The organism is Vibrio sp. DNB22_10_4 (assembly GCF_052879755.1).
The window spans coordinates 1,402,265-1,418,432 of sequence record NZ_JBNNXW010000001.1 but is presented as its reverse complement, the minus strand read 5'-3'; the positions used below and the strand labels follow the sequence as shown (position 1 = coordinate 1,418,432).

Here is a 16,168-nt window from a genome sequence, read left to right as displayed (position 1 = left end):
GGTTTCGACCTTTTATTGAAATAATTTTGGGTATAACACTTTGTAAATTATAGATACTTGAGTAACCTTCACTTCGATCTACGGTCACAGTTTTTATATAATTTGTAGTGACGCTGTCACTTTATGCTATTGCCAGTGGTCATTTACAAACTGGTGCTTTTGTAAAACACTGACCAGCTCGCTAAGTACTGGCCCGTTGGCATGACGTCGAGAGACTAAGCAGCCGACTGTAGTAACCCAGCCGCTTTTTTCATGTGCGACAGGAAGGGCAACCATGCGTTGTTCTTGTATGGGTTGTTTGACCAACATTTCAGGTAAGTTTGACCAGCCGATACCCTGCAATACCATATCGACTAAGTTCTGATGAGTGTTCGCGTACCAAACATTGGTACTTATTCCATAGGTAAACCACAGTTCTTGTTTGTCAGAGCTACGATGTACACATTGGCGATACGCTTTGAGATCCGAGTCTTTAACGATGGGAAGTGTCGCGAGGGCGTGATCTGGTGCGACAACGGTCAGAAAACGAGCTTGTCCCATGACAAAAAAATCCATATCGACACGCAGTTCTCCATCGGCATATACAATGCCTATTTGCGCCACCTCTTCTCTCACCAATTTTTCAACATCAAATGTAGAAGCGGTGATGATTTCAAAGTTAGTGATGGGGTACTGGGTGGCAAGCGGTGTAAGAATCGACAATAAAGCAGAGCTCATCAGGCTTTCGTCCACGGCGATGACGAGTTCGTGCTCATAATCATTAGCCAGTGAATCTACTTTCTGATCGAAATACTGTTGCTGATGAAGAATAGACCGAGCAATGGGCAGTAAAGCTTCACCACTCTCCGTCAACTCTGGCGTGTTTTTCTCGCGGCTGAATAAGGTTTGATTGATGGCAATTTCAAGATTTGATATTGCTTGGCTTACGCCAGATTGGGCGCGATTGAGTTTGCGCGCAGCGGCCGAAAACGAGCCGTACTCACAGACTGCGACAAAAACCTTGAGTTGTTCGAAACTGTACATCGTCAATCCTTGGTCACAAAACAGCGCCCAAGGTATCACGAACTGTGATGGTTGTTAACTTTCTATCTATTGCTGGATGAGGATAATCAGAGGCGAATTATCAACAAACCAAATAAAAACCAGTGAGGAGTTAACAATGGGAGTGCTTGAGAGAGTCTTTCATTCAGTATTGTTTGAAGTATTAGCCGTGAGCCTATCAATCGCGGGATTAGCAGTATTTACCGACCATGATGTGGCGAGACTGTCAGGAACAATGATAGTCATAGCGACAATGGCAATGTGTTGGAATTATCTCTTCAATCTGATTTTCGATTATTTTGTCAAAGGTGAGCGAGTAGAACGAACTGTGATGGTTCGCGTAGTTCACGTGCTACTGTTCGAAGCGGGACTGTTGTTGGCAACGGTGCCTGTAATGGCAGTGATGCTTGGCGTGAACTTATGGCAAGCCTTTATTATGGATATCGGCGTAACGATCTTCGTGACCGTTTATGCGTTTGTCTACAACCTGACTTACGACCATGTTCGAGTTTGGGTGGTGAGCCAGCGTCAGGCAGCGGTGTAATAGGGATTGACCTGATAAAAACAATTAAAAAGGGCAGACGTTAACGTCTGCCCTTGTTTGAAACTTACCATTGTCGTTCTTAAGGCCTAAACTTGCTTGAAGTTCAGGTGGTGCAGGGTAAGCCCTGGCTTCACAAAAGACACGTTCAATTCATACCAGCCGGTTTGCAGCTCGACAATGAGGCCTTCAACGTCGACAGGCTTGCCTTCTGTGCCATTCGTAGACAATGACATACTGTAGTTGCCATTGAGGTGCAAGCTACAGGATGATTGAGCGAGCTCATTACGGTCATAACTGGCATTCATACTGACTTGGTATTGGCCAGCCTTGGTGGCGTGAAGAACGATATTGGTATCATTCTTGGTCTCGAGTGCGACCGCTCCATCAATGGTGTGTACAGAGCCTTCTGGCTGCTCGTCACACGCGTTGAACGGTTTAATAGGGTTATAGCGAACTAATGGACGTTGCATCGCCGGCGTATTTAAAATAAATCGGCAGATGTTCATGGCGCTGCGCTGCAACTCGCCAAGAGTCAGTTGACCCGCCTCCAGTGCGCTAAGTGTGTCATCATCCATCGCGTTGCGCTCGGCACCATCATTGTCGACCACCATATACAGGTCGTTCTGAGCACGAACCATATAGGAGGTATAGGTTTTAGACTCTTCACCTCCGGTGACTGGGTGGTTCATTTTCGCCCACCAGTCAGACATGACAATGCCATCAAATCCCCATTCGCCGCGAAGAAGGGTGGTATTAAGATCATAATGTGATGCGCCCCAATGCCCATTAATTGGGTTGTAAGAGGTCATTATCGTGGTTGCGCCACCTTTTTTCACCGCAATCTCAAATGGCTTAATGTGGACTTCACGAAGAGCACGTTCAGACATGACGGCGTCGACGAAGAAACGCGAGGTTTCCTGATCGTTGGCCGCAAAGTGCTTAATTGTGCCTGATACGCCAGCGCTCTTAAGGCCACCAACTTGTGCTGCTGCCATTGAGCCCGTTAGTAGTGGATCCTCAGAGAAGTACTCGAAGTTACGGCCATTAAGTGGATGGCGATGAATATTAATACCTGGACCAAGTAATGTATCAATTTGGTAGCTCTGCAGTTCACCACCCACGAGATAGAATAGGTGCTCATTAAGCTCGGTGTTCCAAGTGCAACCGAGTAGTGTACCAATAGGCACCTGTGTCGCTTTATGGCCGCTGTCCATGCGAATACCCGACGGGCCATCCGCTGCGGCGGCAACAGGAATACCAAGATCAAACAAGGCATCACTCACTCCACCAAATGCCGCTGCGGTGCCTGGAGTCACTTTGGGACTGCACATACCCTCGCCGCGCACGATAGTTGCGAGCATGGATGGACTGAACTGAGCAATAAAGTCTGTCAGTGAGGCTTTGCCGTTTGCCACATGCTGCAATTTAATCCCTTTATCGCCGGTAAGCTCAATGCTCTCGGGCAGGCGAGACTCAATGCGCGCTTGCATATCGACGTTTCGAGTTGGCACCGATTCGTGCTCAATAGAGAAACGACCATCTTGTGAACTTTGGGCAGGCTTAATGCGGAGGAATGACTCAACAGGCGCTGCCGATTCAGAGAGTTGCTCAATAACTTGTAGCCTATCTACGTTGAATGGCGCATCGACTAATGTCGCTTCTCTAACACTACCGCCGAGATAGAAATCATAGCGACCGGCTTCGAGAACATAACAAGACTTATGACCAGTAACACCGGAGTCATCATAAGACGCTAGCACCTCGAGTGGTACGACGATACGAACCAGTTCAGACTCGTTTGGCGCAAGCATGCGGGTTTTACCAAAACCTGCAAGACTACGGGCAGGTTTGCCAAGCTTGCCTTGCGGCGCTTCAACATACAACTGCACAACTTCTTTGCCACTGTATTGATTGCCAGTGTTGGTCACTTCAATGTGAAAGTGCACGGCACGCGTGTTGCCGCGGCCTTCGATAGAGTGTGAAATGAGTTTGCGTTTAAACTGGGTGTAGCTCAAACCTTCACCAAACGCATAACGAACCGCTTCGGGTTTGAAAGTAGCAAAGTAGCGATAGCCTAAATAGATATCTTCTTGGTAGAGGTTTTTGTCTTTGTTGCCAAAGTTAGCATGAGAAGGGTAATCACTAAGCTCAAAAGCGATGGTGTCCGCTAGCTTTCCGCTTGGCGATAGGTCGCCCGAAAGAACATCAGCAAGTGCGTGACCACCTTCCATCCCTGCCGCCCAGCTATATAGAACAGCTTTAATGGATTCTGGTTTGGTGACGGACTCCATCCAAGACATATCAACAATATTGGTCACATTGAGGATCACCACTACTGAGTTGAACTGTTCACAAACTTGGCAAAGCATTTGGTATTCAATATCGGTGAGTCGGTAGCTGCCTGCCTCGTCAGCGTTATCTTGGTCTTCACCTGCTGTGCGGCCGATAAAAACGAGAGCATGATCACTTTGCTGACTCGCACGTTCAATCGTCTCTTTATCGAGTGGCATTTCCTGTTGGAACCAAGGTTCGGCCGCCCAGCCGCCACCGCCATCATCAAACGGGTGCTGATCCAGCCAATTTTGGTAAACGCTGACCAATTCTTGGTTCACTTCGATACTTGGGTGAGAATTGAGCCCTTCTAGTGCATTGACAGAGTAGGGAACGTTTACTGCACCGCCAGAGCCTGTACCGCTGCGAACAGTATCAATTTGGCAACGGCCGAAAAGCGATACACGACTGCCTGTGTGCAGTGGGAGAGTGTTGTCGATGTTTTCCAATAAAACAATGCCTTCAGCAGCGGCTTGGCGGCTGACGGGCGCAAGGGCTTGCCTTGCTAATTCAATGTTTGTGAAGGGCATAATTGGGTTCCAGTTCCTGTTATTTTCTATCGTTTTTGGGAGCTTAGATTACTAAGATTTAGATAAATGGGTTGTTCAGTTCAAGTCGTTCACGCTGCTCAATTTTCAAGGTGCTCTCGATGTCTGAAAAGTATTGTTGATAGAGCGCTTCATAGTCGCCCGTTTCAAGCACAATTTCACAGCCAAGCTGGAGACGTGCAGCAAGCTCTGGGTTGTCTGCATTTACGTAGAACACTAAAGGGAAGGGGTACTCGATCATCACCCCGCCGACTAGGCTTACTGGATATTGATTGGCAACACGGCTTTCAAACACTTCAAGTGCTTCATTTGCGCCGAAACAGACAAAGTCGAACTCTCCGTCGGTTAAGCGCTTAAACAAACCATCAAAGTTGCCGCGTTCTACAACAGTAAAGCCGTTGCTTCGAAATAGCTCGGCATCAACCCATGTCTCGGGTACGCCAACGCTTTTATTTTTAATGGCCTCTACCGATGAGAACTCATTAAGCTTATCATCTCGTGCAAATAAAATGCGCTGCCCCAAAAGCTGTTTTGTAACAGACTGTGCAAGCTCGATAAAGCGTTTACCGGCAAATTTAGCATTGCCTTTTACTGTGACGAGTACATCGCTACCGTTGTCGAGAACAGCGCCTTCATCTTTAGCTGAAGGCAAGTCGGTGCGATCGTCAATGATACTGACGTCGCCATGGCTCTCAGCGGTCACAGAGAGCAGTAGATTGAGCACATCAAGCTCAAATTGTTGACGATACGCAGACTTGTTTCCGTTCCAAAAACGTACCGAATTAATCGTTGTCACATTGATCACCAAAAAGTAAGCGGTTTCTTTTTGGATAATATCAGTTTGGAAAAATGGTGGTAGTGAGCAGATCACATAACGGATTAATAGTTTGGTTTAGTATCATAAGTTACTGTTATTAAAATAATAATGAATCATTATGAGCTTAAAATTCACGCACTTATGCATGGCGTTTGTTAGCGATAATGTCGTGAGTCGCATGTTAATCTGAGTTACAAAGTTGCTGAGATCACATTTCTCGAAAGAGACATTTTAAAGAGCTTGAGGTGAGCTAATTGATTGAATTTTAAGAGTAATATCTTTGAGTTTTATGCGGTTAATTATTAATCTTTGAACTTAACGTATTGTTTTTAAATGATTTTATTTATTGTGATCGGCACGGGCTTTTTGGGGGACGTTTTTGTTATCGAGCAATGGATTGCTTAGCATCTTAAGAAAGCGCTTTCATGAAGTGTTACCCCCGAACTGATTCAGTTCCACTTAAATTGAAAATCGCTCGACCCAAAAACAAAACTAAAGGACAAAGTGATGCAAAAGAAAACATTTATCGCCTCAGTGATTTGTGGTGCATTGTTTGCTGGTAGTGCAGTGACTGCACAAGCGGAAGAGATTAAGCAAGGGGGCACACTAACGGTGCCAATCATCAACACTGGTTTCGTTGATAACTTTAACCCATACACAGTGAAAGACATTTATAACGGTACGATGTTTGAACCGTTGATGGTCTTCAACAACATGACTGGTGAAACGCACTGGCGTTTGGCTGAGTCTGCTGACTATTCTGATGATCTAAAAACCATCACTATCAAACTACGTGACGGTCTTAAATGGTCGGACGGCAGCCCTCTAACGGCTGAAGACGTGGCATTTAGTTTCGAGATGACTAAGAAAGCGCCAGCATTCGACCTTAAAGGTATTTGGTCTGGCGGTAACCTACAAGGTATCGACGTTGTTGATGCTCGTACGATTAAGCTTAACCTAACAGAAGCCGACTCTACATTCCTATGGAACCTTGCGGACTACCATATTGTTCCTAAGAAAGTATGGAGCAAAGCTGAAGACCTAACGACTTTTACCAACCCAAATCCAATTGGCAGCGGTCCAATGACGACGGTGAAGTATCTTAAGCCTCAGCAAATGGAGCTTTGCCGCAACGAGAACTACTACCTAGATAACCGTCCTTACTTAGATTGTATGACGTTCCGCTCGTACAATGATAACTCGCAAATTCAACCTGCACTTATCAAAGGCGAAATCGACTGGGGTTCAAACTTTATTGCTGACATCGAAAGCACATTTGTTAAGCAAAACCCTGACAATCACCACTTCTGGTACCCAGCGAACGATGCGATTCACCTTTATGTGAACACGAAAGAAGCACCATTTGATGACATCCGTGTTCGTCAGGCTCTTTCTATGTCACTTGACCGTGAAATGATCGTTGATATCGCGGCTTACGGTTACCCAACAGTGAACTACAACGCGGGCGGTATTGCTGAGCTTTACAAAGCAAACATCGACCAAGGTGTAACCGAAAAGTATCGTAACCTAACGACATACAGCCCAGAAGAAGCGAAAAAGCTACTTGATGCTGCAGGTCTGAAAGACGTAGATGGTGACGGCTACCGTGATATGCCAAACGGCGACAAGTTCACATTTGACATTGAAGTCGTTAACGGTTGGACAGACTGGATTCAAGTGGTTCAAATGGCGACTGAGTTCTTCGATGAAGTTGGCGTAAAAGCGAACGTCAAAACGGTTGACTGGGCGGTTTACGACAAGAACCTAAAAGACAGCAACTACAAGATGTCTATCAACTGGTCGATGGTATCGACTAACCCAATCCTAGCTTATCAAGCTTACTTCTCATCTGCGTATGTAGGTAAGATTTGGCATGCTGGTCACGGTGTAAATAGCCCAGAAATCGATGCGCTAATTAATAGCTTCGGTAAGACGGGTGACAAAGTGAAGCAGCAAGAGATCATCTCTGAACTGCAAGAGTTCACAGCGCAAAACCTACCGTTTATCCCGCTGTTCTCTAATGCGACTTGGTTCCAATACAACACTAAGAAAATTGTTGGTTGGCCAAGTGAAGAAAACCCATACATTCAACCTGTATTTTACGATGGTGGTAAGCGAGTCATTATCCTAAATAACTTGCACCTTAAGTAACTCGTAACATTTGGGGTCTCGTCTGAGACCCCACATTAAAAGGTATTGCTATGTCGTTTTTAGCTCGCCGCTTTGGCTTTTATTTTACTGCGTTTTTAATCGCAATCTCATTTAACTTTATGTTGCCACGTCTGATGCCAGGTGACCCCGTCGATGCTCTGTTTGCTGCTGCTCAAGGTCGTATGGATCCAGCTCAAATGGATGCGGTTCGTGAAATGTACGGCTTCGTTGATGGCAACGTATTTGTTCAATACATTCACTACATCAAAAGTGTGTTCACTCTTGACCTTGGCCCTTCAGTGTTGATGTTCCCAATCAACGTATCTGAGGTGATTGCTATGGCGCTGCCTTGGACTATGTTCCTAGCGCTTGGCTCACTGATTGTGGCTTTGATCATTGGTGTGAGCATCGGTACCTATGCATCTTACCGCCGCGAAGGGTTGTTTGGTCAGGTCGTACCGCCAGTATTGGCTTTCATCAGTAACTTCCCGTACATCGTAACCGCGCTGCTTTTGTTCTACTTCTTCGGTTTGAAAATGGAGTTGCTACCGCTCGCGTACACTTACGACCCTTCTCTAGAGCCGGGTTGGACTTGGGAGTTCATTGCAAGTGTTGCCAAGCATGCTGTGTTACCTGTGGGCTCAATGGTTGTGGTTGGTATTGCGACTTGGGTGTTCAACATGCGTAACGCGATGATCAACGTGTTAGGTGAAGACTACGTCACTATGGCAGAAGCCAAGGGTCTTAGCAGCTTTAGAGTCATGTATCGCTACGCGGGTCGTAACGCTATCTTGCCAGTTGCAACCGCTATTGCGATGGCGATTGGTTTCTCGTTCGCAGGCTCAATCATGACGGAAGTGGTGTTCAACTACCAAGGTCTTGGCAACATTCTTCTCAAAGGTATCGTTGCTCGTGATTACCCGCTAATCCAAGCCATTCTGCTTATCTTAGTGACCGCAGTACTAACTGCTAACTTTATCGCCGATCTTCTATACGTTTGGCTTGACCCACGAATTTCCAACTAGGCCGTATTATGGAAAAGTTAATTGACGCTCATAAATATGACCGCGAGAGCAAATTAGCGGTGAGAGAATCTGCTTTCTCGTGGAAAAATATCAAATCAAAACTGGGTAAGGTGTACGCCTTTTTCTATGGCAACCCGCCAGCGATTATTGGTGGTTTTCTTCTGACTATCGTTTTAGCTGGTGCTGTTTTTGCTCCCGCATTTGCAACACATGATCCAGAGCGCCGCGTTGCTCGCCCTCATGTGGCACCAAACGCAGAGCATGTGCTTGGTTCTACTCGTAGTGGTCGTGATGTCTACAGCCAGGTGCTTTACGGAGCACGCAAATCACTAACAGTGGCACTGACTGCCGGTGTGATTGCGATGAGTATTGCTGTGCTGGTGGGTGTATCGTCTGGCTATTTTGGTGGCAAGATTGATGAACGCTTAAACTTCTTAACTAACGTATTTTTGGTGTTCCCACAGTTACCGTTATTGATTGTACTCGCGGCATTCTTAGGGCAGGTGGGGTCCCTCGTTATTACCGTGTTGCTCGGTATCACCTCCTGGCCGTGGGGCGCGAGGGTGATACGTTCTCAAACAATGGCAATTCGTAACAAAGAGTTCATTATTTCTGCTGAAGTAATGGGTGAATCAAAAATTCGCATTATTCTGGTAGAGATTCTGCCAAACCTTATCTCAATCGTATTTGGTGGCTTCCTTGGTACCGTTATCTACGCAATGGGTGCAGAAGCCGGTCTTGGTATTCTTGGTCTAGGTGATGCAACGGAAGTGAGCTGGGGCTCAATGCTTTACTGGGCACAAACTTCGTCTTCACTCTACACCGGCGCATGGTGGGAAATGATGGTTCCAGCAATGGCACTGGCAATTACTGGTGGCGCACTGGCACTGATTAACATGTCGATTGACCAAGTGAGTAACCCGAAACTTCGTACTGGCCCACACATCAAACTGTGGCACAAACTGAAAAAAGAAGCAGATAAAAAGAGAGGCCTACGATGAGCGCTTTACTTGAAATCAATAACCTTTGTGTCGATTACGTATCGCCGAATGGCGTCGCTCGCGCGGTAAACAATGTGAGTTTGACCATCAATGAAGGTGAAACGCTAGGTATTGCGGGCGAATCAGGTTGTGGCAAGAGTACGCTAGCGTTTGCTATCTCTCGTTTACACAAAGCACCAGCGCTTATCTCAGAAGGTGAGATCCTGTACAAGGGTACAGATGTACTAAAAATGAACGACCGTAAGCTGCGCCAGTTCCGTTGGAACGACGTATCAGTGGTATTCCAAAGTGCAATGAACTCACTAAACCCGGTGATTACCATTGGTGAGCAGCTGACTGATGTTATCTTGGCACATAAGAAAATTCCGTATAAGCAAGCTCACGAAAAGGCGGTGGAACTGCTGTCTATCGTTGGTATTCACGGTGATCGTATGGGGAGTTTCCCGCACCAGTTAAGTGGTGGCATGCGTCAGCGTGTGGTCATTGCGGTAGCGCTAGCTCTTGAGCCAAAGCTCATCATCATGGATGAACCAACAACAGCGCTAGACGTGGTCGTTGAGCGTGAAATCCTTAACGAACTGTACGATCTAAAAACCAAATTTGGCTTCTCGATCTTGTTCATCAGTCACGATTTGAGCCTTATGGGTGAGATTGCCGACCGTATTGGTGTTATGTACGCAGGCAACTTGATTGAAATGGGTGAAGCTCAGCAAGTATTTGGTGCTCCAGAGCACCCATACACTAAAGGTTTGGTGGCGTCTTTCCCGACCATCCATGGTCCTAAAGAAAGACTGTTTGGTATTCCAGGCAACCCAGTGAACCTGCTTGATATCCCAACAGGTTGTAATTTCCAAGCTCGCTGTGGTGAGTGTTTTGAGAAGTGTCAGAAGGTAGAACCTGCGCTTTCAACGCTAGCGAACGGCCGTCAAGTCTCTTGTCATTTGGTTTAAGGAAGTAATGATGCAAAGTAACGAAGTCATCCTATCGGTAAAAAACTTGGTCAAAGATTTCCCTCTAGGCCAATCGGCTAAATCAAACCTAATGCGAGCGGTAAACGATGTGTCGTTTGAACTTCGTAAAGGTGAAGCGCTGGCGATTGTAGGTGAATCAGGCTCTGGTAAAAGTACTGGTGCACGTATCTTGACTCAAATCTATGACAAGACCGCAGGTGATGTCCACTTTAAAGGTGTGCCACTGAATGAATACATTGAGAACAACGGCCAGTTGGAATATGCACGTCAGGTGCAGATGATTTTCCAAGACCCGTTTGGCTCACTCAACCCAGTGCACACGATTTATCACCACATTGCACGTCCGTTGATGATTCACAACCGTGCAGACAAGAAAGCCATCCCACAATTGGTGTATGACTTGCTTGAGCTGGTGGGTCTAACTCCAGTAAAAGAAACCGCAGAGAAGTTCCCTCACGAGCTAAGTGGTGGCCAAAGACAACGTGTTGCGATTGCACGAGCGATTGCCGTTGATCCTGAGGTGATCTTGGCTGATGAGCCGATTTCAATGCTCGATGTATCCGTACGTCTTGGTATCTTGAACCTGATGGCGGATCTAAAAGATAAGCATGGTATCTCCTTTATGTATATCACTCACGATATCGCGACAGCACGTTACTTTGCTGAAAAAACCGCGGTGATGTATGTCGGCCATATGGTGGAGTGGGGCGAGAGTGATAGTGTGACTCAGAATCCTCAGCACCCCTATTCGAAGCTGCTACTGTCTGCAGTACCTGAGGTAGGTAAGGCTGGTCGTCGTGACCTCGCTGTGAAGAAAGGTGAGATCCCGCTTTGGAAACCATCGAGCGTAGGCTGTCCATTTGCGACACGTTGCCCGAACGCGACCGATATATGCACTAAAGAGATGCCTGAGACGACACAGATCTCTGAGCAACACTTTGTTCGTTGCCACAACATGTAATTTAAAGAATCTCAAAAATTTTGCGCTTAGAAGAAAGCGCTTACAAAATCAGAAGTGACCAATATGACGGAACAATTACAAGCTAATCAAGCGTTTGAAGTACACGGAAAATTTATTACTATCAACGACGAACGTTTTTACCAGATTTCTAACGTCGATCAGATGGCACCGTTTTTTATCAGTGTCGTCTCTGCCAGCAACCATTGGCTATTTATTTCTTCAACAGGAAGCCTATCTGCAGGTCGCATTCGCCCTGAGAACGCGTTATTCCCATATCGTTCAGTTGATCATATTCATGAGAATGCTGACAACACTGGCTCAAAAGCGGTGCTACGCGTTAAAAAAGGCGAGGGCAAACCAGCACTTTGGGAACCGTTCAATCCGCACCATGATGGTCTGTATGACGTGCAGCGTAATCTGTATAAAAACGCAGTTGGCGATAAGGTTATCTTTGAAGAGTTAAACCATACACTAGGTCTGGGCTATCAATATAGCTGGTCTACATCAGACAAGTTTGGCTTCGTTCGTGAAACTCATGTTACTAACTTGGGTGAGAACGCGGTTGAGTTTGACATCATTGATGGTATTCAAAATTTGCTACCTTCAGGTGCACCACTACAAGCTTTGCAAACGCGCAGCGCATTGGTCGACGCGTATAAATGGAATGAACGTATTGAAGATTTGCCAATGGCGACGTACAGCATGTACGCCAAGCTTAGCGACCGTGCTGAGCCAGCAGAATCACTGCGTGCAACAACGGTTTTCGGCATCGCGCCTAACGCTCAGCAAGTGACGCTGAACGCCAAAGATGTAGCGAATTTCCGTAAAGGATTACCGCTAAACGCTGAATCACTGACTCGCGGCGAGCGTGGTGCTTTCCTTATCACTCAGTCCCTGACACTTTCTGCTGGTGACTGTGAATCTTGGACTATCATCGCGGATATCGATAAGTCACACGCTGACGTTGCTGTTCTGAAAAATCAGCTTGTCCTAGACGATGAAATCTATGCGACTGTCGCCAAAGATGTGAAAGCGAACCGTGATGAGCTCAAGCTACTTATGGCTGGAGCGGATGCATGGCAGTTGACGTCATCGGAAGAAACCGCGGTTCACCACTACGCTAATGTGTTGTTTAACAACATGCGTGGCGGCGTTTTTGTGAATGGTTATAAGCTTGATAGCAGCGATGTGCTGGCAACGTTCACTCGTATCAACAAAAAGGTTGTAGAGAAGCATTCTGCATTGCTGCGCACACTGCCAGAAAACCTGTCTCATCCACAATTGGTGTCTATGGCGAAAGATACCGGTGACCAGCAATTACTGCGTATGGCTTACGAGTATTTACCACTTACATTCGGTCGTCGCCACGGTGATCCAAGCCGCCCATGGAACCATTTTGAAATCAAAGTGCGTGATGAAGAAGGTCAGCGTTTGCTCGCGTACCAAGGTAACTGGCGCGATATTTTCCAAAACTGGGAAGCGATGGCGCTCAGCTATCCAAACTTCATTGGCTCGTTTGTGGCGAAGTTTGTCAATGCATCGACTATTGATGGTTACAACCCTTACCGTATTACTAAAGAGGGTGTCGACTGGGAACTTCTAGAATTAGATGATCCATGGAGCAACATTGGCTACTGGGGTGACCACCAGATCATCTACTTGCTTAAGTTCCTTGAATTGGCGGATAAGTATCAAAGCAATGACCTTATCGAATGGTTAAGTGAAGAGACATACAGTTACGCTAACGTACCTTATGAAATTTCTGGTGTAGAGCAGTTGTTTGCTAACCCGAAAGATACCGTCACGTTCAACGAGCAAAAACAAGCGACAACTGAAGAACTAACGGAAACCATGGGCAGTGATGGTCGCTTAGTGATGAGTGGCAATGGTGAGGTCTACCAAGTTAACCTGCTAGAGAAATTGTTGGTGCCACTACTTTCTAAGCTTAGCAACTTCGTGATCGATGGCGGTATTTGGCTCAATACGCAACGTCCAGAGTGGAATGATGCGAACAACGCGATTGTTGGTAACGGTTTGTCTATGGTGACGCTGTACTACATGCGCCGCTACGTAACATTCATGCAAAAGCTTATTTGTCGCGCGCCAATTAACGTTGCGCTATCAAGCGAAGTGGCAACTTGGCTGGCTAAAACCAGTAAAGTGTTATCAGAAGCGGCAGCATCATTGCGTGTTGAGAAAATTACACCTCAGTCACGTAAAGCGCTACTGACTAAGCTTGCAAAAGTAGCAGAAGAATACCGTGTGGGCATTTACGCCAACGGTTTCTCAGGAAAGTCGACGGTTGAGATGACGGAAGTGGAAGAGCTACTTCGCGTGTCCAAGACGCTACTTGACCATACGATTCATAGCAACAAGCGTGAAGACGGCCTGTATAACGCTTACAACATTCTTGATCTACAAGGTGATGGTGCCAATGTTGAGTACTTGTACCCGATGCTTGAAGGTCAAGTTGCTATTCTAAGTGCGGGCATCTTAGATGCGACACAAGCGGTTGATTTGCTAACCAAGCTTTTCGATAGCGAGATGTTCCGTGAAGATCAACTGAGCTTTATGCTCTATCCAGACCGTGACTTAACGGCTTTCTTGAAGAAGAACCACATTACTAAGAACCTCGTGGATAATAGCGCGCTGCTGCAAGCGATGCTAGAGAACGATGATAAGCGTATTGTGAATCAAGATATTGAAAACCGTGTTCACTTCAATGCTGATTTCGAAAATGCAGGTGTACTGGAAGCACGCATCGCACAAGTTGCTGCAGACTATCCACGTTTTGGTCGTCAGGACTGGGAAAAAGTCGCTGATATCTACGAACAGACCTTTAATCATAAAGCGTTTACGGGGCGCTCTGGCACCATGTTTGGCTATGAGGGCTTAGGCTGTATTTACTGGCACATGGTTTCAAAGCTATTGCTAGCGGTTCAAGAAAACTATCAGCAAGCGTGGGTAGAGCTGGGCAATACAGAGAAAACTAAGCAATTGGCTGAGTTTTACTACCGAGTCCGTGAAGGTATCGGTTTCAACAAAACGCCTCTAGTGTATGGTGCGTTCCCAACTGACCCATACTCACACACACCAAAACAAGCCGGTGCACAGCAACCAGGTATGACCGGTCAAGTGAAAGAGGAAGTGATCACTCGCTTCGGTGAGCTAGGTATTGCAATCACTGATGGTGAGATTCAAATTACTCCGAACCTACTCGATAAGTCTGAGTTCTTAACGGAGCCAGTTGCGTTTGACTACTTCGACCTTAATGGTCAGGAGCATCAAATTGATGTAGAAGTAGGTAGTCTTGCATTCACATTGTGTCAGGTACCATTTGTGTACACATTGAGTGAAGAGCAAAATGAAGTTTCTCTTACGGTAGAGTTAGTTAATGGTCCTAAGATTGAAAAAGTGTCGAATATGATTCCTGAGAATTTGAGCAAACACATTTTCGATCGTAGTGGTCAGGTGAAAGCGGTATACGTGACGATTCCAGCGGAAAAACTGGTTATCTAGAAACAAAACGTAAATAAAAAGGCAGGACAATGAATTGTCCTGCCTTTTTTTATGAATGAATGGGAGAAAAACGTGTTAAGAATTGAGCTAATGGTGCTATGTATTAGCTACTCAATGTCTTAACTGAACCACGGCTAATAATACTTGGCTCAATGGGTTCGATAGGCTGCGATGCGGTACTCTTACCTTTAACAATGGCCATGACTTTCTTGGCGGCGGCGGTGGCCATTTTTTGAATAGGGAAATCAACTGTGGTGAGACCTGGTGTCATATGTTGACCAAAAGGTACGTTATCGAAACCAATAATTGAAATGTCTTCACCCACTTTGATGCCGCGTTCTAAGCAAAGCGTGTAGGCCGTCATCGCGATGTTATCGTTCATACAGAAAATGGCGGTCAGTGGAATGTCACGATCTAGCAGACGACGAATCGCATCGTGATTGCATTGATTATCAAATCGACCTTCGACAACAGCGTGCGGGTTATAGGCCACACCATAGTGACTAAGTGCATTACGATAGCCTTGGAGACGATCGCGACTGTCCACTTTACTTAACTGTCCGCTGATACAACCGATTTGAGTGTGACCTTTTTTAATTAGATATTCAGTGGCGAGAAAGCCGCCTTTTTCGTTATCTAACCAAATACAGCGATCCGCCATTTCTGGAATGTAGCGGTTAATCAGTACCGTCGCTTCATTTTGACGAGAAATCTCAAGTAGCTCACTATCGGAAAGGGTATCGACAGTGAGTACCAAACCGTCAACTTTCTTTGAACGCAGAAAGCGGATTGACTCATGTTCTTCATCGAACTCTTCTTGACCACTAGTGATGATCAGATGATAATTCTCTGAACGTACCACTTTCTCAACTTCATGCATCATTGGACCATAGAAAGGACCGTCTAAAGTACCCACGAGCATACCAATACTGCATGAGCGATTTGATGCAAGCGCTTGCGCGAAGGTATTAGGCTGATAGCCCAGTTCTTCCATCGCAGCAAACACTTTTTGCTTGTTGGCTTCTTTTACAGAAGAGTGGCCATTGAGTGTCCTCGACACCGTCGCTTGGGATACTTGGGCAAGTTCTGCGACTTCTTTTATCGTAATCAATTTTCGATCCTATCATTCAATCTTATTGAAATTATTGGAAATTTATTCAATAACACCTTTTAACTATACTACAAATAGACAGGTCATTGGTAATCCGAGCGTGGAACGCATAATCCACGACGGCATTCTGTGATCTGGCTTGCGATTT

11 protein-coding genes are annotated in these 16,168 nt (G+C 46.0%); 7 read left to right on the top strand and 4 right to left on the bottom strand.

All coding sequences use genetic code 11. The features are described from left to right. Positions 1-126 precede the first annotated feature (126 nt). Positions 127-1,023, bottom strand: a complete 897-nt coding sequence (locus ACVA6Q_RS06090; RefSeq protein WP_418642438.1) for a LysR family transcriptional regulator — start codon at positions 1,021-1,023, stop codon at positions 127-129. A gap of 136 nt (positions 1,024-1,159) precedes the next feature. Between ACVA6Q_RS06090 and ACVA6Q_RS06085 the strand changes: the two genes are divergently transcribed. Continuing rightward, positions 1,160-1,585: a PACE efflux transporter gene (locus ACVA6Q_RS06085; protein ID WP_353499069.1), complete on the top strand. Its 426-nt coding sequence runs from the start codon at positions 1,160-1,162 to the stop codon at positions 1,583-1,585. Between the two features lie 86 nt (positions 1,586-1,671). Here the strand turns inward: ACVA6Q_RS06085 and ACVA6Q_RS06080 are convergent, their stop codons facing one another. Next, positions 1,672-4,446, bottom strand: coding sequence for a glycoside hydrolase family 3 protein (locus ACVA6Q_RS06080; protein WP_446646876.1), 2,775 nt, complete (start codon positions 4,444-4,446; stop codon positions 1,672-1,674). A gap of 58 nt (positions 4,447-4,504) precedes the next feature. Then, positions 4,505-5,260, bottom strand: a complete 756-nt coding sequence (locus tag ACVA6Q_RS06075) for a hypothetical protein (RefSeq protein WP_446646875.1) — start codon at positions 5,258-5,260, stop codon at positions 4,505-4,507. Positions 5,261-5,788: 528 nt separating this feature from the next. Here ACVA6Q_RS06075 and ACVA6Q_RS06070 point away from each other — a divergent pair. From ACVA6Q_RS06070 to ACVA6Q_RS06045, 6 genes are all read left to right on the top strand, one after another. Then, the gene (locus ACVA6Q_RS06070) at positions 5,789-7,432 is read left to right on the top strand and encodes an ABC transporter substrate-binding protein (protein ID WP_446646874.1); all 1,644 of its coding nucleotides are present in this window, start codon (positions 5,789-5,791) and stop codon (positions 7,430-7,432) included. Between the two features lie 50 nt (positions 7,433-7,482). Further along, the gene (locus tag ACVA6Q_RS06065) at positions 7,483-8,457 is read left to right on the top strand and encodes an ABC transporter permease (RefSeq protein ID WP_353499073.1); all 975 of its coding nucleotides are present in this window, start codon (positions 7,483-7,485) and stop codon (positions 8,455-8,457) included. A gap of 8 nt (positions 8,458-8,465) precedes the next feature. Next, positions 8,466-9,458 carry an ABC transporter permease gene (locus ACVA6Q_RS06060; protein ID WP_042497363.1) on the top strand — a complete coding sequence of 331 codons (993 nt, stop codon included), beginning with the start codon at positions 8,466-8,468 and terminating at the stop codon, positions 9,456-9,458. Next, complete coding sequence (locus ACVA6Q_RS06055; protein WP_418642435.1) at positions 9,455-10,408, top strand: ABC transporter ATP-binding protein; 954 nt, start codon at positions 9,455-9,457, stop codon at positions 10,406-10,408. Before ACVA6Q_RS06060 ends, ACVA6Q_RS06055 begins: the two co-directional genes overlap by 4 nt. 7 nt (positions 10,409-10,415) lie before the next feature. Beyond that, positions 10,416-11,390 (top strand): ABC transporter ATP-binding protein, encoded by a 975-nt coding sequence (locus ACVA6Q_RS06050; protein ID WP_418642434.1) that lies wholly within the window; start codon positions 10,416-10,418, stop codon positions 11,388-11,390. A 63-nt stretch (positions 11,391-11,453) separates the two neighbouring features. Beyond that, a complete protein-coding gene (locus ACVA6Q_RS06045; RefSeq protein ID WP_446646873.1) occupies positions 11,454-14,909 on the top strand; it encodes a hypothetical protein in 3,456 nt (1,151 codons plus the stop codon). 103 nt (positions 14,910-15,012) lie between these two features. Here the strand turns inward: ACVA6Q_RS06045 and ACVA6Q_RS06040 are convergent, their stop codons facing one another. Continuing rightward, a complete protein-coding gene (locus tag ACVA6Q_RS06040; RefSeq protein WP_446646872.1) occupies positions 15,013-16,020 on the bottom strand; it encodes a LacI family DNA-binding transcriptional regulator in 1,008 nt (335 codons plus the stop codon). Positions 16,021-16,168 lie beyond the last annotated feature (148 nt).

Excerpts from the sequence above, each read along its gene's own strand:
- ACVA6Q_RS06090 (WP_418642438.1), bottom strand. The coding sequence starts at position 1,023 with ATGTACAGTTTCGAACAACTCAAGGTTTTTGTCGCAGTCTGTGAGTAC.
- ACVA6Q_RS06085 (WP_353499069.1), top strand. The coding sequence starts at position 1,160 with ATGGGAGTGCTTGAGAGAGTCTTTCATTCAGTATTGTTTGAAGTATTA.
- ACVA6Q_RS06080 (WP_446646876.1), bottom strand. The coding sequence starts at position 4,446 with ATGCCCTTCACAAACATTGAATTAGCAAGGCAAGCCCTTGCGCCCGTC.
- ACVA6Q_RS06070 (WP_446646874.1), top strand. The coding sequence starts at position 5,789 with ATGCAAAAGAAAACATTTATCGCCTCAGTGATTTGTGGTGCATTGTTT.
- ACVA6Q_RS06065 (WP_353499073.1), top strand. The coding sequence starts at position 7,483 with ATGTCGTTTTTAGCTCGCCGCTTTGGCTTTTATTTTACTGCGTTTTTA.
- ACVA6Q_RS06060 (WP_042497363.1), top strand. The coding sequence starts at position 8,466 with ATGGAAAAGTTAATTGACGCTCATAAATATGACCGCGAGAGCAAATTA.
- ACVA6Q_RS06055 (WP_418642435.1), top strand. The coding sequence starts at position 9,455 with ATGAGCGCTTTACTTGAAATCAATAACCTTTGTGTCGATTACGTATCG.
- ACVA6Q_RS06050 (WP_418642434.1), top strand. The coding sequence starts at position 10,416 with ATGATGCAAAGTAACGAAGTCATCCTATCGGTAAAAAACTTGGTCAAA.
- ACVA6Q_RS06045 (WP_446646873.1), top strand. The coding sequence starts at position 11,454 with ATGACGGAACAATTACAAGCTAATCAAGCGTTTGAAGTACACGGAAAA.